17 protein-coding genes are annotated in these 20,114 nt (G+C 70.0%); 10 read left to right on the forward strand and 7 right to left on the reverse strand.

Going from position 1 to position 20,114, the window contains the following annotated elements:
• Positions 1-50: 50 nt before the first annotated feature.
• Entirely contained in the window at positions 51-2,186 is a 2,136-nt protein-coding gene (gene fusA / locus ACH4YP_RS03475) for an elongation factor G (RefSeq protein ID WP_398489134.1), read from the reverse strand.
• 665 nt (positions 2,187-2,851) lie between these two features.
• Between fusA and ACH4YP_RS03480 the strand changes: the two genes are divergently transcribed.
• A complete protein-coding gene (locus ACH4YP_RS03480; protein ID WP_398489471.1) occupies positions 2,852-5,749 on the forward strand; it encodes a glycosyl hydrolase 115 family protein in 2,898 nt (965 codons plus the stop codon).
• Between the two features lie 112 nt (positions 5,750-5,861).
• Here the strand turns inward: ACH4YP_RS03480 and ACH4YP_RS03485 are convergent, their stop codons facing one another.
• The gene (locus tag ACH4YP_RS03485; protein ID WP_361061624.1) at positions 5,862-6,284 is read right to left on the reverse strand and encodes a PPOX class F420-dependent oxidoreductase; all 423 of its coding nucleotides are present in this window, start codon (positions 6,282-6,284) and stop codon (positions 5,862-5,864) included.
• A 306-nt stretch (positions 6,285-6,590) separates the two neighbouring features.
• Between ACH4YP_RS03485 and ACH4YP_RS03490 the strand changes: the two genes are divergently transcribed.
• The 4 genes from ACH4YP_RS03490 to ACH4YP_RS03505 all read left to right on the forward strand — a co-directional run bounded on the left by ACH4YP_RS03490 (position 6,591) and on the right by ACH4YP_RS03505 (position 10,686).
• Entirely contained in the window at positions 6,591-6,953 is a 363-nt protein-coding gene (locus ACH4YP_RS03490; protein WP_361061627.1) for a DUF952 domain-containing protein, read from the forward strand.
• A gap of 233 nt (positions 6,954-7,186) precedes the next feature.
• Positions 7,187-7,693 carry a pyridoxamine 5'-phosphate oxidase family protein gene (locus ACH4YP_RS03495; RefSeq protein WP_398489135.1) on the forward strand — a complete coding sequence of 169 codons (507 nt, stop codon included), beginning with the start codon at positions 7,187-7,189 and terminating at the stop codon, positions 7,691-7,693.
• Positions 7,694-7,878: 185 nt separating this feature from the next.
• A complete protein-coding gene (locus ACH4YP_RS03500; protein ID WP_398489136.1) occupies positions 7,879-10,275 on the forward strand; it encodes an ATP-binding cassette domain-containing protein in 2,397 nt (798 codons plus the stop codon).
• An 18-nt stretch (positions 10,276-10,293) separates the two neighbouring features.
• A complete protein-coding gene (locus tag ACH4YP_RS03505) occupies positions 10,294-10,686 on the forward strand; it encodes a helix-turn-helix transcriptional regulator (RefSeq protein WP_361061636.1) in 393 nt (130 codons plus the stop codon).
• A gap of 399 nt (positions 10,687-11,085) precedes the next feature.
• On the opposite strand, the gene ACH4YP_RS03510 is transcribed toward ACH4YP_RS03505, so the two are convergent.
• Positions 11,086-11,343, reverse strand: coding sequence for a hypothetical protein (locus ACH4YP_RS03510; RefSeq protein ID WP_361061639.1), 258 nt, complete (start codon positions 11,341-11,343; stop codon positions 11,086-11,088).
• 296 nt (positions 11,344-11,639) lie between these two features.
• Here ACH4YP_RS03510 and ACH4YP_RS03515 point away from each other — a divergent pair, with 296 nt between their 5' ends.
• A complete protein-coding gene (locus ACH4YP_RS03515) occupies positions 11,640-12,617 on the forward strand; it encodes a DUF2236 domain-containing protein (RefSeq protein ID WP_398489137.1) in 978 nt (325 codons plus the stop codon).
• Between the two features lie 51 nt (positions 12,618-12,668).
• Here ACH4YP_RS03515 and ACH4YP_RS03520 read toward each other — a convergent pair whose 3' ends face one another.
• A complete protein-coding gene (locus ACH4YP_RS03520) occupies positions 12,669-14,231 on the reverse strand; it encodes a protein kinase (RefSeq protein WP_398489138.1) in 1,563 nt (520 codons plus the stop codon).
• 47 nt (positions 14,232-14,278) lie between these two features.
• Positions 14,279-15,214 (reverse strand): helix-turn-helix transcriptional regulator, encoded by a 936-nt coding sequence (locus ACH4YP_RS03525; protein ID WP_398489140.1) that lies wholly within the window; start codon positions 15,212-15,214, stop codon positions 14,279-14,281.
• Between the two features lie 178 nt (positions 15,215-15,392).
• On the opposite strand from ACH4YP_RS03525, the gene ACH4YP_RS03530 reads away from it, so the two are divergent.
• The 3 genes from ACH4YP_RS03530 (at position 15,393) to ACH4YP_RS03540 (ending at position 17,092) form a co-directional block, all read left to right on the forward strand.
• Complete coding sequence (locus tag ACH4YP_RS03530; RefSeq protein ID WP_398489141.1) at positions 15,393-16,244, forward strand: helix-turn-helix transcriptional regulator; 852 nt, start codon at positions 15,393-15,395, stop codon at positions 16,242-16,244.
• 173 nt (positions 16,245-16,417) lie between these two features.
• Positions 16,418-16,561 carry a hypothetical protein gene (locus tag ACH4YP_RS03535; protein WP_361063436.1) on the forward strand — a complete coding sequence of 48 codons (144 nt, stop codon included), beginning with the start codon at positions 16,418-16,420 and terminating at the stop codon, positions 16,559-16,561.
• 195 nt (positions 16,562-16,756) lie between these two features.
• Positions 16,757-17,092 carry a hypothetical protein gene (locus ACH4YP_RS03540; RefSeq protein ID WP_361063438.1) on the forward strand — a complete coding sequence of 112 codons (336 nt, stop codon included), beginning with the start codon at positions 16,757-16,759 and terminating at the stop codon, positions 17,090-17,092.
• Between the two features lie 206 nt (positions 17,093-17,298).
• On the opposite strand, the gene ACH4YP_RS03545 is transcribed toward ACH4YP_RS03540, so the two are convergent.
• Complete coding sequence (locus ACH4YP_RS03545) at positions 17,299-18,702, reverse strand: amidohydrolase family protein (protein ID WP_398489142.1); 1,404 nt, start codon at positions 18,700-18,702, stop codon at positions 17,299-17,301.
• 629 nt (positions 18,703-19,331) lie between these two features.
• Here ACH4YP_RS03545 and ACH4YP_RS03550 point away from each other — a divergent pair.
• Positions 19,332-19,565 carry a hypothetical protein gene (locus ACH4YP_RS03550; protein ID WP_398489144.1) on the forward strand — a complete coding sequence of 78 codons (234 nt, stop codon included), beginning with the start codon at positions 19,332-19,334 and terminating at the stop codon, positions 19,563-19,565.
• On the opposite strand, the gene ACH4YP_RS03555 is transcribed toward ACH4YP_RS03550, so the two are convergent.
• Positions 19,556-20,056, reverse strand: a complete 501-nt coding sequence (locus tag ACH4YP_RS03555; RefSeq protein ID WP_398489145.1) for a PaaI family thioesterase — start codon at positions 20,054-20,056, stop codon at positions 19,556-19,558. The two genes, ACH4YP_RS03550 and ACH4YP_RS03555, sit on opposite strands and share 10 nt — an antisense overlap.
• Between the last annotated feature and the right edge of the window lie 58 nt (positions 20,057-20,114).

Consider the following 20,114-nt stretch of genomic DNA (forward strand, 5'->3'; position numbering starts at 1 on the left):
CACTCATGGGCGGGACCGTCAGTGCGGGCGGGAGCGGACGTCAGCTCCCGCTACCGGGCAGTGGTCCCGTCGGACGCCACGCTCGACGCCGGCACCGGGGCGTAACCGGTGGGCCGGGTGGTGAAGACTCCCCGGCCCTGTGTACGGCTGCGCAGTCGGGTCGCGTAGCCGAACAGCTCGGCCAGGGGCACGGTGGCGGTGATCACCGCCGTGCCCGCACCCGTGCCCGCACCCCCGCGCGTGGTCGAGTCGGTGACCCGCCCACGCCGCGCGGCCAGGTCGCCGAGCACCCCGCCCACGGAGTCCTCGGGCACGGTGACCGTGACCTCGACCACCGGTTCCAGGAGGACCGTCGCACAGGCGCGCAGTGCCTCCCGGAGCGCCTGCCGTCCGGCCGTCCGGAACGCCATCTCCGAAGAGTCCTTCGAATGGGTCGCGCCGTCGGTCAGGACCACCCGCAGCCCGGTCACCGGATGACCGCCGACCGGCCCTTCACCCAGTGCGTCCCGGCAACCGGCCTCCACCGCCCGCACGTACTCCTGCGGTACGCGTCCGCCGACGACGACCGACCGGAACTCGAAGCCCGTCGCACTGTCACCGGCCGCGTCCGAGGAGTCCGGCAGCGGTTCCACGTCGAGGACGACATGCGCGAACTGGCCCGCGCCACCGTCCTGTTTGACGTGCCGGTGGACGTGTCCGGTGACCCCGCGTACGACCGTCTCCCGGTACGCCACCTTCGGCCGGCCCACCCGGACGTCCAGCCCGTGGGCACGCCGGATCTTCTCCACCGCCACCTCCAGATGCAGTTCACCCATGCCGGACAGCAGCGTCTGCCCGGTTTCGGGATCGGTCCGGACGACCAGCGAGGGGTCCTCCTCGACCAGCCGCGTCAACGCCGACACCAGACGGTCCGTGTCCGTACGGGCACGGGCCTCGACCGCCACGGAGACCACCGGTTCGGCGGTGGTCGGCGGTTCGAGGACCAGCGGGGCCCCGGGCGCACACAGGGTCGCACCGGCGCGGGCGGTCTTCAGCCCGACCACCGCGACGATGTCCCCGGCCACCGCCAGGTCCAACCGGTCGTGCCGGTCGGCCTGGACGCGCAGGATCCGCCCGATCCGCTCGGTGCGCACCGCACCCCCGTCCCACACGGTCACGGCCTCTCCCTTCCTGATCGTTCCCGAGTACACACGCAGATAGGTCAGCCGCCCGGTGGCGGTGGCGTTCACCTTGAACGCGAGCGCCGCGAACGGCGCCGCGGGGTCGGCGGCCCGCTCCTCCTCCCCGCCGTCCCGGCCACGGACACCGCGCACGGCGGGTACGTCCGACGGCGAGGGCAGATAGGCCACCACGGCGTCCAGCAGTGGTTCGATCCCCCGGTTGCGATAGGCCGAGCCGCACAGCACGACCACACCGTCACCGGTACGGGTCAGGTCGCGCAGCGCGCCTTCGAGGGTCCGCGCGGAGACGGCCGACTCCGCGCAGAACTCCTCCAGCGCGCCGGGATGGAGTTCGGCAACCGCTTCCTCCAGCACCCGGCGCCGTCGCCGCGCCTCGTCCACCAGAGCGTCGGGTACGGGCCTCTCCGCGACCGAGTCACGGCCGTCGGCCCAGACCAGCGCCCGCATACGCAGCAGATCGACGACCCCGCCGAACCCGTCCTCGGCGCCGATCGGCAACTGCACGACCAGCGGGGCCGGATGCAGCCGCTGCCGGATCGAGTCGACCGCCGTGTCGAGATCGGCACCGGCCCGGTCCAGCTTGTTGACGAACGCGATGCGCGGAACCCCGTACCGGTCGGCCTGGCGCCACACGGACTCGCTCTGCGGCTCGACCCCGGCGACGGCGTCGAACACCGCGATCGCCCCGTCGAGCACCCGCAGCGAACGCGCGACCTCGTCGGAGAAGTCGACGTGTCCCGGAGTGTCGATGAGGTTGATCCGATGCCCGTCCCAGCCACAACTCACGGCCGCGGCGAAGATGGTGATCCCTCGGTCCCGCTCCTGGGAGTCGAAGTCCGTGACGGTCGTGCCGTCATGGACCTCACCCCGCTTGTGCGTGGTCCCGGTGACATACAGGATCCGCTCGGTGACGGTGGTCTTCCCGGCGTCCACGTGGGCGAGGATGCCCAGATTGCGGACGGTGGTCAGCGGGTTGACGGGATTTCGGTGAGGTTCGGTACGCACGGCCCATGGCCTTTCGGGATGTTCCAGAAGGGGTCGGCGCAATTCCCGGACGAACGGGCCATGACCTACGCCCCATGCCCTACGGGCACGCCCGAACCCGCGCAACCGCGAGCGGATACGCATGTGGGGCGGGGTGGGGCGACGGGGGTACGGAGGTCAGGCGTTCGTCAGGGCCATCCGGGGCCGGCCGCGCAGCCGACACCGGACACCCGAAGACACGAGGATCACCTCGAACCGCGACGGGGGAACGACAACAGCGGTGCGGTAACGCATGGCTGGGCTCCCCTCAACGGTCACGGAGCGTGCCACGGTGGTGTGCGGCGCGCGTTGTGGGGCGAGTCTAGGGAACGGGGCGGGAGCGGGGCACCGGGTTTTTCGACCCGCCTCCCTGGTGCGTCGTTCTTCCTGCCTCGCGATCGTTCTTCCTGCCTCGCGCCATGTCCCGCGGTCCAGGATCTGGACGCCTGCGGCAGGCCCGGCCTAGAGTGCCGAAGTAAGCGCTTTCTGACATGGTCATGCCCGACGCGGAAAGGTAGCGCCTCGTGCCGCACAACGAACCGCCGCACCATGAACCGCTACGCGATGAACTGCCGTGCAACGAACCGCCCTACGCCGAATCACGGAGCCCGTCGCCCGCGTGGACCCGCAAGTCGTTCCTGCGGGGCATGGCGGCCGTCGGGGTCGTCCCGCTGCTCCCCGGGGTGCTGCCCTCGACGGCCCGGGCCGCGTCCGCTTCACCGGACCGCTCCGGCTCCCGCTTCGCGTTGGTACGGGGCGGCGTGGCCGTCGACCTGTTCGTGGACCCCGCGGACGATCCCGCCGTGGTCCGTGCGGCCGGTGACCTGCAAGCGGACGTGGAGCGGGTCGCCGGAGTGCGGCCGCGACTGCTGCACACGCTGCCGGAGAAGGCCGCACTGCTGGTCCTGGTGGGCACGATCGGCGCGAGCCCGGTCATCGACCGGCTCGTGGCGGACCGGCGGCTGGACGTCTCCCGGGTGAAGGGCCGCTGGGAGGCGTCGGTGACCCAGGTCGTCGACCGCCCGCTGCCCGGGGTGGAGCACGCACTCGTGATCGCCGGGAGCGACCGGCGCGGAACCGTCTACGGGATCTACGACACCTCGGAGCGCATCGGGGTCTCGCCATGGCACTGGTGGGCCGACGTCCCGGTCGAACACCGCGACACCGTGACGGTCCCGTCGGGCCCCCTGAAGCGGTACGAGCCGTCGGTCCGCTACCGGGGCATCTTCATCAACGACGAGCAGAACCTCACCACTTGGTCCCACCGGACCCAGGAGCCGGACAAGAACATCGGCCCCGAGACCTACCGGCACGTCTTCGAGCTGCTGCTCCGCCTGAAGGCCAACTACCTCTGGCCCGCCATGCATCCGTACTCCGACTTCTTCAACAAGTACCGGGAGAACCCCGAACTCGCCGACCAGTACGGCATCGTCGTCGGTTCCAGCCATCCCGAGGCCATGCTGCGCAACGGAGTTCACGAGTGGGAGCCGTGGGCCAGGGACCACCCGGCCGCGGACGGCAGCCCGCCGGTGTACGACTACACGGTGAACCCCGCCGTCATCTCCGACTACTGGCGGGCGCGGGCGCGGCAGAACGCCGGCTACGAGAGCAGTTGGACGCTGGGGATGCGCGGGCTGCACGACACCCCGCTGGAGACGCGGTACGCCACCACCGTTCCGGAGAAGGTCGTGGTGATGAACGACATCATCGCGGACCAGCGCCGTCTCCTGGCCGAGGAGGTGGGCGCCGCCGCAGAACCGCAGATCTTCATCCCGTACAAGGAGGTCCTGGAGCTCTACAACGCGGGTGTCCAGGTGCCCGACGACGTCACGCTGATCTGGCCGGACGACAACCACGGCAACATGCGCCAGCTTCCCGACGAGGCGGAGCGGCGGCGCTCGGGCGGCAACGGCATCTACTACCACCTCTCCTACTGGGGCCGCCCGAAGAGCTATCTGTGGCTGGACACCACACAACTCGGCAAGGTCTGGCAGGAGTTGAGACGGGTGTACGAGCACGGCGCCGACCGTATGTGGATCTTCAACGTGGGAGACATCAAGTCGATCGAGACCGGGCTGTCCTTCTCCATGGACATGGCCTGGGACGTGGACCGCCTGGACGCCGACGACGTGGAGGACTTCCTCGTCGAGTGGGCCGGGCGGCAGTTCGGGCAGCGCCACGGCCGGGAGATCGCCGCGATCCGCACCGAGTACTACCGGCTCGCGGCGGAGCTGCGTCCGGAGTTCATCGCCCGCGGTCTGCTCTCCCTGGTCCACCACGGTGACGAGGCGGGCCGCCGGATGGCCGCGTACGAACAACTCCTGGAGCGGGCCCGGGCGCTCGGCGCCGAACTGCCCGACGCCTACCGGGACGCCTTCTACGAACTGGTCGAATACCCGGTGCACGGCGCGTACTTGATGAACCTGAAGTTCTACTGGGCGGAGAGCAACGCGCTCGCTGTCCGCCAGGGTCGCGGGGCCGGGGTGAACCGTTTCGCGGACCTGTCCGACGCCGCCCACGCCGAGGAACAGGCGATCACCAGGCGCTACAACACCAAGGTGGCGGGCGGGAAATGGAACGGGATCGTCAACCCGTACCCCTCGCAGATTCCCCAGGCACCGGGCCGCCCCAGTGTCACCCGCATCGCCCGGCAGGAGACGTCGGGGCTGGGGGTGGCGGCCGAGGGCAACGAGACCGGGACCGGGCGGCCCCTGTCCTTCTCCTCGTACACCCGGGGCCGGCGCTTCGTCGACGTGTTCAACACCGGCTTCCTCGCGCTGGATTGGACCGCCGAGGCGAGCCATCCCTGGGTGCGACCGAGCACCTCCGGCGGCGCGATGACCGAGCAGACGCGGGTGTGGGTGGAGATCGACTGGGAGCGGGTGCCCGAGGGCGCGCACGAGGCGAAGGTGACGTTCACCGGCGCCGGGAAGAGCTTCGACGTACCCCTGCGGGTGCTCAACGACGGGGAACGGGCGCGCGGTCGGGCCCGCGGCTTCGTCGAGTCGCACGGGTACGTCTCGATCGACGCCGCGCACTTCGACCGCCGGGTGGCACGCGGCGGAGCCCGTTGGCGGACGGTACGCGGACTCGGTCGCCGCACGGCCGCCCTGGAGACGGTGCCGTCGACCGCGGCGCCGATCACGGATCAACTCCCCACCCGTGCACCGGAGTTGCGCTACCGAGTGCGCTTCACCTCCACCGGGGTCTTCCGGGTGACCGTCTTCCGCCTCCCCTCCCTCGACGAACGCGGCCATCGCCGGGTCGCCGTCGCCCTCGACGACCAGCCGGTCACCGTCCTGTCGGGCCAGTCCGTCGCCACCGGCAACCGCGGTGACGCCTGGGCCCGTAACGTCGAGGACGGCATCGAGAAACTGACCACCACCGTGACCGTCTCCGAACCCGGCGAGCACGTCCTGAGGCTCTTCATGGTCGACCCCGCGATCGCCGTGGACCAGATCGTCATCGACACCGGCGGACTGCCCACCAGCTACCTCGCACCACCGGAGAGCTACCACCGCTCCTTCAACCCGGATCCCGTGTGACCCGACCCTGATCCCGTGCGCCCAGGCGAGGTCGATGCCGCTGAACCGCTCCGTCCCCATGCGTCGGTGGTACCGGACATCGGACTCCGTCGCGCGGGGCGGCGACCCCTGGCTAGCCCATCGCCTGGTTGCTGTCCCGGTGGCTGCCCCAGCCGTGCCAGCGGTCGATCTCGATCCACGCGCTGACCCGGGCGCGCTTCCGGCCCGAGTACTCGCGGCCCAGGTAGTGCGTGGACAGCCGGTCGATGTCGGCCAGGCCCTCGTCGTCACGGATCTCGGCGACACGGCCGATGAGGGTCACATGGGTGTACCAGCCCGACTCGTCGAGCACCGTCAGGGTGACCCGCGGGTCGTTGCGGATGTGGTCGAGCCGCTTGCGGCCCTCGTCCATGTTGACCAGCACGCGCCCGTCGTCCCAGAGGTACCAGGTGGCCGCGGACACCGGCTGTCCGTCGGACCGGAGGGTGGCGATGACGGCGGGGTTGGGCTTCCTCAGCATGGCGACCACGGCCTCGGGAAGCGGCGGCTTCGACACGAACTCTCCTCTGCGTCATGGCCTCACGTACGGCTTCACGTCCTGCATGTCCCCGCCCTGTGCTTCCGGCTTCCGGCTTCCGGCTTCCGGCTTCCGGCTTCCGGCTTCCGGCTTCCGGCTTCCGGCTTCCGGCTTCCGGCTTCCGAAGCGTGTCGGCTGATCCACGGGGACACACACCCACGCTGCCACATCCCCGAGCCGAGCCGAACCCGCGACGCCTCCCAGCGCGCACGCCGACGGAAGCGGCTCGGGCGGGGCCTCCGACATGCCCGTATGCTCGCCCGCCCGCCGTTGTATAACCGGCCCATGATCTACCACGCTGTGACGCTCGCTGACTGGACCGCCCGTCCCGACCGGGCGTACGCCCCCGCGTCCCTGGCGGAGGACGGTTTCGTCCACTGCTCCCCCGACGAGACGACCACGCTGGCCGTCGTCGACGCCTTCTACCGGGACGCGCCCAGGCCCCTGCTGGCGCTGCTCCTCGACGAAGCCCGGCTCAGCGCGAGGTGCGTATGGGAGGCGCCGGATCCCACCCCGCCGCCGGGGGTCGACGAAGGCGTCCTGTTCCCCCACGTGTTCGGCCCCCTCGACCGCGACGCCGTCGAACGCGTCCTGGAGATCCAGTGGGACGAGGAGGGCCGGGCGACAGGTCTGAAGGACCTGAACTGAAGGAGGAGGTCTACGGCTGCTCCGCGGACGGCCTCCCCGTACGACCCGATCGACCTCGTGAAGCAGCTGAAACGCATCGGTCAGGAATCGAGAAGCGTCGCCTTCGGGCCGCGGCTAGCGTGGCCGGCATGTGCTTCACCAGCCAGCCAGGATTCCCGCCGCGCGACGACACGAACGCGTCCCCGGGCGCGTCCCCGGCCTCCCCTCCCGACACGATCGATTCAGGAGTGACCATGACCGGCTCCGCCGCACAGGGAGTCAAGACCGTGCCGGACACCGAGGCGAAGCCGGCCGAGGCCCCGCGCTCCCGCGCCCGCCGTCGTCGCGACACCGAGCATCGGCTCGCCCACGACGTCGATCTGTGGGTGGCGAGCGCTTCGGCGGACGGTACGCCCTACCTCGTACCGCTGTCCTTCGACTGGGACGGCGAGGCGCTGCTGGTGGCCACGCCGGCCAACAGCCCCACCGGCCGGAACCTGGCCGCCACCCGAACCGTTCGGCTGGGGCTCGGCCCGACCCGGGACGTGGTCATGATCGATGGTGAGGTCGAGGTCCTGGAGATCGACGCGCTGCCGAAGGAGAGGGGCGACCGGTTCGCCGCGCACACCGACTTCGATCCGCGGACACTGGCCACGCCGTACCGCTGGTTCCGGATCTCGCCGCGCCGCGTCCAGGCGTGGCGCGAAGTGAACGAACTGGACGACCGCGAGCTGATGCGAGACGGCCGCTGGTCGGTCTGACGCGTCGGCCCGGCGGGCGTCGGGTCACCCCGGCCGACGCCGCCGACCAGGAATGACGGCGAACCGTTGCCGCGACCGGCGCCGACGAAGTAGAACCAGACATGCTGCTCGAAGCCGGTCGGATCGAGCCAGGCGACGCCGACGGAGCACCGCGCCAGCGGTCCCGTCCCACGGAGGGAGACACGATGAGCAGGACCACGAGGACGGACGCGCAGTCGCCTGCGACGCACGATGCCGACAGCCACGACATGATCCGCGTGCACGGCGCGCGCGAGAACAATCTCAAGGACGTCAGCATCGAGATCCCCAAGCGGCGGCTGACGGTGTTCACCGGCGTCTCCGGCTCGGGCAAGAGCTCCCTGGTGTTCGACACGATCGCCGCGGAGTCGAAGCGGCTGATCAACGAGACGTACAGCGCCTTCCTCCAGGGCTTCATGCCGACGATGGCGCGGCCTGAGGTGGACGTACTCGACGGGCTGACGACCGCGATCACCGTCGACCAGCAGCGGATGGGCGGCGACCCCCGCTCCACGGTCGGTACCGCCACCGACGCCAACGCGATGCTGCGCATCCTCTTCAGCCGGCTCGGCAAGCCCCACATCGGTCCGCCCAGCGCGTACTCCTTCAACACCGCCTCGGTCCGGGCGAGCGGCGGCATCACCGTCGAGCGCGGCGCCGACAAGACCAAGACCGTGAAGGCGACCTTCAACCGCACCGGCGGCATGTGCACGCGCTGCGAGGGCCGGGGCAAGGTCTCCGACATCGACCTCACCCAGCTCTACGACGACTCCAAGTCGCTCGCCGAGGGCGCGTTCACCATCCCCGGCTGGAAGTCGGACAGCCAGTGGACCGTGGGGCTCTACGCCCAGTCGGGCTTCCTCGACCCGAACAAGCCGATCCGCAGTTTCACCAAGAAGGAGATGCAGGCCTTCCTCTACGGCGAGCCGACCAAGGTGAAGGTCAACGGCGTCAACCTCACCTACGAGGGCCTGATCCCCAAGATCCAGAAGTCGTTCCTGTCCAAGGACAAGGAAGCGATGCAGCCGCACATCCGGGCGTTCGTGGAGCGGGCGGTCACCTTCGCCACCTGCCCCGAGTGCGACGGCACCCGGCTGACCGAGGGGGCCCGGTCGTCGAAGATCAACCGGAAGAGCATCGCCGACGCCTGCGCGATGGAGATCAGGGACCTGGCCGAGTGGGTCCGCGGCGTCAAGGAGCCGTCGGTGGCGCCGCTGCTCACCGCGCTCCAGCAGACCCTCGACTCCTTCGTGCAGATCGGTCTCGGCTACCTCTCGCTCGACCGGGCGTCGGGCACGCTCTCCGGCGGCGAGGCGCAGCGCGTCAAGATGATCCGCCACCTCGGCTCCTCGCTCACCGATGTCACGTACGTCTTCGACGAGCCCACCGCGGGCCTGCACCCGCATGACATCCAGCGGATGAACAACCTGCTGCTGCAGCTGCGGGACAAGGGCAACACCGTGCTCGTCGTCGAGCACAAGCCGGAGGTGATCGCGATCGCCGACCATGTCGTCGACCTGGGCCCCGGCGCCGGTACGGCGGGCGGCACCGTCTGCTTCGAGGGCACCGTCGAAGGGCTGAAGGCCGGCGACACCATCACCGGCCGCCATCTCGACGACCGGGCCTCCCTCAAGGAGGAGGTCCGCAAGTCCACCGGTGCGCTGGAGATCCGCGGCGCGACCGCGAACAACCTCCGGGGCGTCGACGTCGACATCCCGCTCGGGGTGCTCAGCGTCATCACCGGTGTCGCGGGCTCCGGCAAGAGCTCGCTCGTGCACGGGTCGATCCCCACCGAGGAGGGGGTGGTGTCGGTCGACCAGAGCCCGATCCGCGGCTCGCGGCGCAGCAACCCGGCGACGTACACCGGACTGCTCGAACCGATCCGCAAGGCGTTCGCGAAGGCCAACGACGTGAAGCCCGCGCTGTTCAGTGCCAACTCCGAGGGCGCCTGCCCGAGCTGCAACGGCGCCGGCGTCATCTACAGCGACCTGGGGATCATGGCCGGCACCGCCACCACCTGCGAGGACTGCGGCGGGAAGCGGTTCGACGCGTCGGTGCTCGAATACCGCCTCGGCGGGCGCGACATCAGCGAGGTGCTCGCGATGCAGGTGACCGAGGCCGAGGAGTTCTTCGGCGCCGGCGAGGCTGCCACGCCCGCCGCTCACCGGATCCTCCAGCGGCTCGCCGACGTCGGGCTCGGCTATCTCACCATCGGCCAGCCGCTCACCACGCTGTCCGGCGGCGAGCGGCAGCGGCTCAAGCTGGCCACGCACATGGGGGACAAGGGCGGCGTCTACGTACTGGACGAGCCGACGACCGGCCTGCACCTCGCCGACGTGGAGCAGTTGCTCGGGCTGCTCGACCGGCTCGTCGACTCCGGGAAGTCGGTCATCGTCATCGAGCACCACCAGGCGGTCATGGCGCACGCCGACTGGATCATCGACCTCGGCCCCGGCGCCGGCCACGACGGCGGCAAGATCGTCTTCGAGGGCACTCCCGCCGACCTCGTCGCCGACCGCTCCACCCTCACCGGCGAGCACCTGGCGGCGTACGTCGGCGCGTGATCGCCTATCTTGACGCGTATGCAGTCCTACACGATCGGCCAGGCAGCGCGGCTGCTCGGAGTGAGTCCTGACACCGCTCGGCGGTGGGCGGACGCGGGCCGGGTGGCCACGCACCGGGACGAGGGCGGGCGGCGCCTCGTCGACGGGCGGGACCTGGCCGCCTTCTCCGTCGAGCTGGCGAGGAGCGGCAGCGAGGAGGACGTCTCGTACACCTCCGTCCGCAACGCCTTTCCCGGCATCGTCACCGCTGTGAAGCTCGGCGATGTCGCGGCCCAGGTGGAGATCCAGGCCGGGCCGCACCGGCTGGTGTCCTTGCTGACCCGGGAGGCCGTGGAGGAACTGGGTCTTGAGGTCGGGGTGGAGGCCACCGCCCGCGTGAAGTCGACGAACGTGCACATCGACCGCGCCTGAGGGAGCGGGGGTGGCCTCCGCTCCTGAGGGGAACGGTGATGGCCTCCGCCGGTCACAACTCGGCCGGGAGGACGGTCACTTGGTGACCAGGTACCAGCGCGCGGTCAGGTGATGACCGGGTTCCAGTGGTGACCGAGTACGAGTGCGCGCCCGTTCCCGCCAGTGCGCCGCCGTCCACGATCAGGTACTCGTCGCGGATCGGGCGGCTGCGAGGGACTGGCTCACGGGCTACCACCTCCCGCATGACCGTACCCGGACACCCGCCCCACACAAACGCACATGCCACTCCTAAGGACAGCAACTCCGGCTCAGGCAAAGCAAAAGGGGACTTCCACCTTGCATGTGCGGCATGGTCGACGACACATGCGCGCCTACCGCGACCGCCTCGGCCGACTGCCGTCAGGCGTCTTCGGGCTCCAGCTCGAACGTGAAGTAGATGCCCAGCACGTAGGGCTCGTCCTCGTCGTACGCGAAGTCCCATGAGGTGTCGAGCAGGAAGACCTGGTTCTCCCCCACCCACTCCTGGGCTTTGCCGAAGGCCTCCGCGGCGGTTGCGGCGGGGAACTGTTTCCTGGCTACGGGATGCACCTGGCTCTCGGCATCCGTGTCGTCGAAACCCTCCGGAACGTCGAGGCAGAGATCGGGATCGAGCTCCATGGACTGCGCCCTTTCAGTCGACTGCCGGTACACGTGGACGGAGGCTGGTCCTGATCCTCCGAACACGACGCCGGGAAGGACGCCCGCGCGCCTGGAAGGGTTGCTTCGCGGGGCGTCGGCGATATGGCGCAAGTCACAACGAGCCGCGGTACCGAGAGGAGGAGCGGGAGCGTCCTCTCCCCCACGAGGATCATGCGCCGTCCTGCGGACGAGGCCGACGGACGTGCGGCCGGTAGTACGCCACAGCGCATGGTCGGAGACAGGGGGAACCGACGTTGCGCCGCGGATACAAGTGGGTGGACCGCGAACTGTCCCGGATGGACCCGGAGACCGACTGGGAGCGGATGGTCTCGCTCTATGTCGGCCACCGCGTCCCGGAGTTCGCCCTGGCGATGATGGTCTATCCGGGCACCATGCGCATGATGCAACCGAGTTTCGGGTCCGCCACGCTGGCCCACACCTCGAAGCTGGAGACGAGGCCCCACCGGCGTTTCCAGGACGGCAACGACTTCCTGATGGCCTGGATGGTGGACGGCTTGTCCAGTACGGCCGGCCGCGGGGCCGCCGCACGGCTGAACCGCATCCACCTGGCCGTCGCCCGCGGAACCCCGCACTTACCCGGCAACTTCGACGACACCGACGACTTCGTCTATCCACTGGTGCTGCTGGCCACGTTCGGCGACCGTCTCCAGACCTCGCTGGGCCTGCCCGGCACCAGCGAACCCATGAAGACCGCCTGGCACCGATGGGCGCAGACGCTTTTCCGGCTCCTGGAACGCGAGTCCGGCCCACTGTCCGACGAGGCGTTCCCCGAGAACTGGGACGCGATGAACGCGTTCGCCGTCGAGTTCGAGTCCAGGCCGTACGAGCCGACGGAGTCGGGCCATCGCGTGGCGACCGCGATGATGGACTTCTTCGCCGAGCGCTGGTTCCCCGCCCCCTTACGGTCGTTCGGCACCGACCTGACCCGCTACCTCGCGGGCGAGAGGGTCTGCCGACTCCACGGCATCGGCTGGATCGGCCCCCGCCGCGAGCGTGTCGTCCGCGTCTTCCTGAAGTCCGCGTTCCGCGCCCAGCGCCTGCTGCCGGACTCCCGCACCCCGCTTCCGGAACGCCTCCGCCGGAACCGACGAACCAACGCACAGCTCAAGGAACTTGAGCCGTACCGGGCCCCGAGCGGCCACGAGCCCGCGCCGGCGGAGCCGCAACAGCGGCACGAATGCGGCGTACGCGTACGACTGAAGGCGAGGAAGTCGGGGCGGCCGTCCCCATGACGTACGGAGACGCTCGGCAATCCTCGACCGCGTCAGCGGACCGTTCGCCCGTCACGGTTGGTGTGTGACGCTGACTTGCACGGTTATGGCCCCTTGGTTGTCCTGGACGCATCTGTCGGCGGTGTCGTTGATGGCGAGTTGGAGGGTGGTGTCGGTGGCTGCTTCGAAGGTCATTTTCCGTCCGACGGTGCGGATGGGGAGGTTGTCGTTCTCGGCGGTGAGGCGTGCGAGCAGGGTGCCGAACGGTGCCTGGGGTTTGATCTTGCAGTCCTTGGCGCCGTTCAGGGACTGGTCGATGGCCGTGTTGTAGCCGGCCGGGCCGGTCATGGGGATGTTGACGTGGTCGACGGTCCACCGGCCCGAGACGAAGCGCACGGTGACCTTGTCTCCCTGCTGGACGGTCACCCCGGTCACTGTCTGCCAGCCGGTGGTGGACTTCACGGCCTGGCGGGTGGTCGTGGTGACGGGGTCCTTCTTGAGCGGCAGCATCCCGGTGAGGAACAGTGCGCCGCCAACACCCGCCGCCAGTACCGCGGTTGCGGCCAGCGCCCACCCCAGACGCTTCGCGCTCCGGGGGCGGGAGGAGGGCTGGGGTGAGGGCCTGAGGGAGGTGGTGTGCGGTGCCGTCGGCATGGTCTGTCCGTAGGGGGCCGGGTGCCGGGGGCCGCTGGTCATGGTGTCCGCGTCGGACAGCAGGGGCGACGGCCGGGAGGTGTGGGCGGTCGGTGACGGCAGCGGCAGTGGTTCGGTGTCCGGGTGGCCGGCCGCGATGTGGTGCAGGGCGTCGCGGGTGTGGGCGGCGGTGGGGCGTTCGTCGGGGGTTTTGCGCAGGAGTGCCTCGATGACCGGGCGCAGCGGGCCGAGCCGTTCGTTCAGGGCGGGTTCGGCGTAGGCCACCGCGTGGAGGGTGGCGGGGCGTGCCGGTCTGCGGAAGGGGGACTGTCCGCCGCACACCGTGGCCAGGGTCGCGCCCAGCGACCACAGGTCGGAGGCCGGGCCGACGTCGGCTCCCGTCACCCGCTCGGGGGCCATGAACTCCAGGGAGCCGATCAGTTCGCCGGTGGTGGTCAGGAACTCGCCGTCGTCCAGGACCGCGATGCCGAAGTCGCTCAGGACGGCGCTGCCGTCGCGGCGCAGCAGGACGTTGGCCGGCTTGACGTCCCGGTGCAGGGTGCCGGCCGCGTGCACCGCCACCAGCGCGTCCAGCAACTGCAGTCCCAGGGCGGCGGTGTGCCGCGGGGTGAGCGGTCCGGTCTCGGCGATGTGGTGGGCCAGCGAGGGGCCCTGGACGAGTTCCATGACGATCCACAGCCGGTCCTCGGACTCGACCAGGTCATGGACACCCACCACATGCGGGTGCGGCACCCGCGCGACCGCACGCGCCTCACGGACCGCACGACGCAGCCGTACCCGCTGCTCCTCGTCGCTGTGGGTGAGGATGTGCAGTTCCTTGACGGCGACCGGACGGTCCAGCAACTGGTCATGAGCCCGCCAGACCGTGCCCATCCCGCCCCTGCCGAGGACGTCATCGAGCAGATACCGGCCGGCGATCAGCCGCCCCGAGCCGCGCTCCGCACGTATCCCCGCCTGGTGATCGCCATCTCCGGATAACACGCGCTCCCACATTTCCCTCCCGGCGGGGCCTGGACACCCACCGGCCGTCATTCACTCGAACGGGGGCGAGCATAGCGGAGCGCATCGTGCCCCAGAGGCCGGTCCGGGGCGGTCACGGGAGGGGTCTCCCGGGGCTGCTCCGGCTCGACGGCCCGGGCCTGCTTCGGTGCGGCTGCCAGGGCCCTCAGCGTCTCGAAGGCGGCCGCCGTGGGGCCGGCCGGTTCGGCCTGGTAGACGACCAGTTGCTGATGCGGAGCCCCGTTGACCGTGAAAGCCGCGAACTTGATGTTCAGGTCTCCGACCTCGGGATGCCTGAGCCGCTTGCCTTCCTGGGACTTGCTCTTGACCTCGTGCGTCTTCCAGAGCGCGGCGAACTCCTCGCTCCGGGCAGACAGTTCCGCGACGACCTCGGCGATACGGGCCGACGCGGGATCGTGGCCGTAGGCGGCCCTGATCTCGGCGACAGAGGACTGCGCGGCCTGCTCCCATTCCTGGTAGAACTCGCGCCCTGCCGGGTCGACGAACACCATGAGGGCGAGGTTGTCGAACTGGTCGAATCCGCTGTGGAGGGCCGTGGCGAGGGAGTTGGCCGCCATGATGTCGAGGGCCGGGCCGACCACGAAGGCCGGAGTGTGCTCCCACCCGTCCATCAGCTGCGACAGCTGGTGGCTGACCTGTTCCTCGCCCCGGCCCCGCTGGCGCTGCGAGGCGGTGAGACAGAGGCGGTTGAGATGGCCGGCGGCCTCCGCGTCCAGTTTCAGCGCGAGTGCCACGGCCTCGACCACCTGCGCGGAGGGGCTGCTTTCACGTCCCTGTTCCAGCCTGATGTAGTAGTCGGAGCTCACTCCTGCGAGCAGCGCGACTTCCTCTCTGCGCAGTCCCGGCACCCGACGTCGTCCGTATTCGGGCAGACCGACGTCGTGCGGCTTGAGGGCCTCTCGACGGGCTCTGAGGAAATCACCCAAGGGTGTCCCATTGCTCATGCGGCAAGCCTAGATGGATTCCGGCCGACCAGAAGTCCAGGTTGCACAATATTGGCACCAGGCGACACACACGTCTACGCAGCGTAGCCATGGATTGAAGTGCGCCCCGCAATCCTGGGTGTAACGCACCCACCGTCCGCACACCATTTCCGGGTGTTCTCCGCCTAGCCTCGACATCATGGACAACGACACGGGCCCCGACCTGGTTGAAGGGCTGGGTCGGTTTCTCCGCTCCCGCAGGGAACGCCTCACCCCCGCGGGAGCGGGACTGCCGGGCGCCGGCCGGCGAAGGGTGCCCGGACTGCGGCGCGACGAGGTCGCGGCGCTCGCGGGTGTCAGCCTGAGCTACTACAGCCGGCTGGAGCAGAGCCGTGAACTCAGCCCCTCGCCACGGGTTCTGGAGGCCATGGCCCGCGTGCTGCACCTCGGGGAGGAGGACAAGAGGGAACTCCTCCGGCCGGCCCGGCCGGCGACCCGCCGCACGAGGTCCCCCATCCGGGTCGAGCGTGTCCGCCCGCACCTGCGGCGACTGATCGAGAGCTGGACAAGGACACCGGCCTTCATCATTGGCCACGCCCAGGACCTGCTGGCCACCAACGCACTGGCGGACGCCCTCTACTGTGACTTCGCGCAGCACGACGACGTACTGCGCATGCTCTTCCTGGACCCCGCGGCGAAGACCTTCTACCGGAACCCGGAACGGGCCAGGAACCGTGCTGTCGCCGACCTTCAGCAGACCGCCGCGAGCACTCCCGAGGATCCCCGCGTCCTGGAGCTCGTCGGTGAACTGTCGGTGCGCAGCGGCGAGTTCCGCTCCCTGTGGGCACGCGAGTACACCCGGGTCCCGCCGTACGAGGTCAAGGAGATGTACCACTCCTGCGTGGGAGACCTGGAGTTGAGGCATGAGGCCCTCACCATCCGCAGCGCTCCGGGGCAGCAGCTCGTCATCCTGCAGCCGGAGCCGGGTTCCCTCTCCGCGGACCGCCTGTCCCTGCTGGGTTCCATCAGCGCGCCCGAAGTACCTCCCTGACGTCCGCCTCGCCTTCCCAGGAATGGGACTCCCAGGAAAAGCGCAGCCTTCATCGCGTCGTAGCCGACGGACAGACCCGAATACGTCAGCAGGAAATCCCCGAAAAGGGGAAACGACGAAAGAGGCTTTCCCCATGGCTACGTGGTTTGTCACCGGCGCTTGCCGCGGAATTGGTGCTGAAACTCCTGGCGAGGTTCTCCGTCCACTCCGGCACCAAGGCGTACATCAGCCACCTCACCCGGCTGCTGCCCGTCGAGCCCGGCATGGTCGACACGAACTGCCCGACCACGTCACCGACCCCGACGCGTCCAAGCTGATGGCCGACCTCATCCACGACATCGACGTACTCCAGAGCATCGACGTCGCCGAGACCGTCGCCTTCATGCGCTCGGCTGTTCCTCCCCCGCCATGACGGGTCGGCGGACAGCCGGCGGCTCGTAGCCGGTGGCCCACCCTCTGAGCCTGCTCAAGTCGCTTGGCACGGACGGATCATGACGGCCAGGCTGTTCCGCATGACAGGAATCATGGGACTGAGCAAGAAGAACAACTTCGTGCTGGCCATCCGGGACGCGGACGTGGTCGCGGCGGCCCTGCGTCAGGCGCTCGCCGGGGCCTCGCCTGAAGAGCGCCCGGGCCTGGAACGCGCTGCCGCACTCGTCGAGTCCACCGCCGCCGCCACCGAAACCCAGTTGCGCGCCCGCTGGGTCCGCTCCCGGCTGGCCGACGCGGGCTTCACCGGGGACATCACCTCGGTCGAGGCGGTGAAGGCACTCCGCCAGGCGGAACCGCAGCTGAGCCTGTTGGCGGCCGTACAGCTGCAGAAGGACGCGGAGGCGTATCCGGAGTGATCCGGCAGTCACCTGGCGGGCGAAGCTGCCGTTGGCGCCGTACGCCATGTCGCGGCACTCAGGCAGGCGACTCCGCTTGCCGCGTGCCGACCGAGCGGCGGCGGCCGGAAGGGACCGTCGGGGGCGAGGCAGTCGTGGGGAGGACTGTCACGGGAGAGGCCGCCGCGGAGATGACGCCGTAGAGCGAGGAGCGGCTCGAACTCCGGTCAGCGCGCTGGTGTGTTGAGTACGTACGTCCGGGACGCGCTGACCTCGCTCCGCAGCGCCGCGAGGTCCACGTCGAGAACCTGACCGTTCCACTTGCGGGGTCGGCCGCCCACCAGGACGCCGGTGATGTTGCGGGCGTCGGAGCCCAACACCAGTGTGCCGATGGGGTCGTTGAGCGGCATGTTGTTGAGATCCTCGGCCTGGACGACCAGCAGGTCGGCCTTCTTGCCAGGGGTGAGGGAGCCGGTGACGTCGCCGAGGCCGCTGGTCCGCGCCCCCTGGAGGGTGGCGAAGTCCAGGACGTCGTGCGTGGTGATGCGGGAGAGGTCGCCGCCGGTGCCGTAGGCGGCGTTGACCGCGCGCATCCGCTGGATCGCGAGCAGGGTTCGCATCTGGGTGAACATGTCGCTGGCGAGGGCGACTTCGACGTCGATGCTCAGGCCGGGGCGGATGCCGACGGCGAGCGCCTCGTCCACCGCGGGGATCGCGGTCTCCAGCCCGATCTGTGCGTCCGAGGTGGGCGCGAGGGCGACCGTGGTGCCCGACTCCCCCATCGCCTTCCATGCCTCGGAGGTCAGACCGGTGGCGTGGATCAGGGTGACATCGGGGCCGAGGATGTCGTGCTCGGCCCAGGACCGTACAGCCTCCGACGAGGCCGTACCGAAGACCGCGTCGACGCTGACGCCGATGCCCAAGTCGGCTGCGATACGGGCGAGTTCGGGGCCGTACGCGAGGACGGGGCCGGCGATCTCGTCGGTGGCCAGCGTCGCCATACGCAGCGTGAGCAGTTGGTCGTCGCTGCTGAAGTACTGGTCCTTGAGGCGGGTCAGGTCGGCCGGCCACTGGCGGTCCCACTCCCCGAAGTGCGGCCCCATCGAGGCGTGCACCCCGCGGATACCGGTGTCCCGCAGAGCCTCGATCGCCGCGTCGGAGTGCTCGCGGGTACGGGAGTTGTGGGAGAAGTCGAGCATGGTGGTGATACCGCTGTCGATCGCGGTCAGCGCCGCCAGCCTGGTGCCGACGTACATGTCCTGCGGGCGGTAGACGGTGGCGTGTCCGGCGAGCGTGGACATCACATAGCCGCCGAGGTCGTCGACGTCGGGCATGATCCGGCGCAGCTGGGTCTCCCAGGCGTGCCGGTGGGTGTCGACGAAGCCGGGTGCCAGGATCGTGCCGGAGGCGTCGACGACCACCGCGCCCTCCGCAGCCTCCGCGGTCAGGTTCGACCCGATCGCGGCGATGGCGTCACCCTCGACGAGCAGGTCGCTGTTGTGCAGGATGCCCAGTTCCGGGTCCATGGTGACGATGGTGGCGCCGGTGAACAGGATGCGCCGACGTGGATCGGCGGACCGGCGTCGCAGTTGTTCGAGAAGGCCGGCGCTGGTGGTGTCGTCGGTGCTCATGGCGGGCCCCTTTCGGGTGGCTCTTCGAAGGCGCCGCGGGAGGCGCCGCGTCTCGGCCGAGTGGCTTCCGGCCCAAGACTCGCTCCACGCCCGCACGGCAACCAGGCCGCCGTTTCCCTAGGTGCGGCACACCCAGGACAGCCCGCGGTGACAGGGGCTCCGTCGCCGAGAGGTCTGCCGAGGACGGTGCGACCGACGGGCTGCACCGGGGCACCGCTCGGGCTACGCCGGGGCACTGCCCTCAGTGGCGCGTCGGGCGTTCTCAGAGGTGTGCCGGGAACCATACGGGCGGCGTGGCTCTGGCGCCGCCGGCGCGGTGCGGTTCCTGGGCCACGCCACGCGATCCGGCCAGGTCGTGCTCCCCGCGGACGGACCCGTCAGCTGGACCGACCACGCCGACTCGCCGACGCGCCCGCCGCCGTCCCGGCCGACGAAGGCCGCTTCGACGGCCCCACGCCCCGCTCACCGCGGCACAGGCGTTGACCTTCGACAACATCGCCCGCATCGCCACCGACGTCACCGGCGTCACCGGCGTCACCGGCGTCACCATCACGAGGAGCCCCGCGCCCGACGACCGGTTCCGGCAATAGCTGACGGGCCGCGACGTCCCCGCCGAGGCGGCGGACCAGTTGCCCGGCATCTTCACAGCGAGCCGCGCCGCCGAGTTCGCCGTCGTCGACCCGACACTGGCCACCCTGCTCGGCCGCGAACCCATCCCCCTGAGCACGGTCCAGCGCGAGCAACTGCCCGACGACGAACACCGGCCGTCCGACACTGACGGATGCCGACCGCCCGACAACGACTGGCGCCGACCGGCACGGCAACATGCACCGGCACCGGCCGAGGCGGCGTCTCACCCCTGAACGAGCGGCACCGGAAAGAGCAGGCAGCTACTGGTGGCGTGGGCGAGCAGGCGGTCCTTCGTGTCGACCAACTGTGCCTGGGCGAGGGCGGTTTGACGGCCCTGGTTGACGACCGTACCGATGGCGCGCACCGTGCCCGTGTCCACGGTGATCCGCCGCAGGAACTTCACCGTCAGGTCGAGCGAGGTGTACGCCATGCCTTGCGGGAGGGTGGACTGGACCGCGCAACCCGCCGCCGAGTCGAGCAGAGTGGCGAAGACTCCGCCGTGCACGCTGCCGATCGGGTTGTAGTGCTCCTCCCCCGGCGTCAGGGAGAAGACCGCTCGGCCGGGCTCCACCTCGTCCAGGGTGAAGTCCATGGTGTAACTGATGGGCGGCCCCGGCAGTCGCCCCGCCCGCAGCTCGCGCAGGAAGTCGATGCCCGCCATGCGTCCGGCGGCTTCCGCCAGGGCCGCTGGGTCCTCCCACTGATACGTACGCGTTCGTCCCACGATCCGGCGCCTCCCCATCTGGCTTCTGCAAACGAAGCTAGCTTCCGGTTCACCTGAC

The sequence above is a fragment of the Streptomyces sp. NPDC020747 genome (assembly GCF_044334695.1).
GTDB lineage: Bacteria > Actinomycetota > Actinomycetes > Streptomycetales > Streptomycetaceae > Streptomyces.